Genomic DNA, 672 nt, shown 5'->3' with positions numbered 1-672 from the left:
GCTGAGTGGTATTAGCCGATGTTAATGGGTTATGTAGTTAGGAGTTATTTGTGGTTATGATTGGTGTTTTTTTTTTTTTTCATGCGAAGGCTCTTTTGCGCGGTCCGGGCGCGGTTCAGGCGCGGTCCGAGCGTAATTGGGGCGAAGCCGTTCGAGCAAAACGGCTCGATGGGCCGGGATCATGCGACCGCCGATCGGATTCGATGGGCCGGGATCAAGCAGGCGCCGGTCGGCAAGGTACCGGTTACCGGCTGCGGCTCGGGTTCGATTAGACCGTTTCTCCGGGCCGAATCCGGCTTGCGCCTGCGATCGGCAAGAGCGGAGCGGTCGGCAAAAGCGGTCAAGCCGCCGTCGTCCTGCCTCCGATCGGCGGGACTGCCGCCGCTACGGCTCCAGCGCCAGCCATTCTTCCGTCAGCGCGTCGACCTGCGCGTCGAGCGTTTCTTTCTCGGCCAGCCATTCGCCGAGCCGCTGCGCGTCCAGCGCGTGGGCCGGGTCGGCCAGCGCCCGGTCCAGTTCCGCCGCGCGTTCTTCGAGCGCGGCGATCTCCCGCTCCAGCTTCGCCGGATCGGCGCGGCGCGCACCGCCGCCGCGCGAAGCTTCGCGCTCGCCGCCCGGCCGGCTAGGCGAGGCCGGGGCGGCTGCGCCCGGTCCGCCGAGAGCGGACGGCTC

Annotated in this window: 1 protein-coding gene; it reads right to left on the bottom strand. The window is 67.3% G+C overall.

Going from position 1 to position 672, the window contains the following annotated elements:
• Positions 1–384: 384 nt before the first annotated feature.
• Positions 385–672: ABC transporter C-terminal domain-containing protein (locus tag CDO73_RS26590; RefSeq protein WP_256972860.1), on the bottom strand; the 288-nt coding region annotated here is incomplete at its 5' end.

It is taken from the genome of Saccharibacillus sp. O23 (assembly GCF_002205895.1).
GTDB lineage: Bacteria > Bacillota > Bacilli > Paenibacillales > Paenibacillaceae > Saccharibacillus.
Note: the sequence above shows the minus strand (reverse complement) of the source record. Positions and strands in the feature narration are given on the sequence as shown.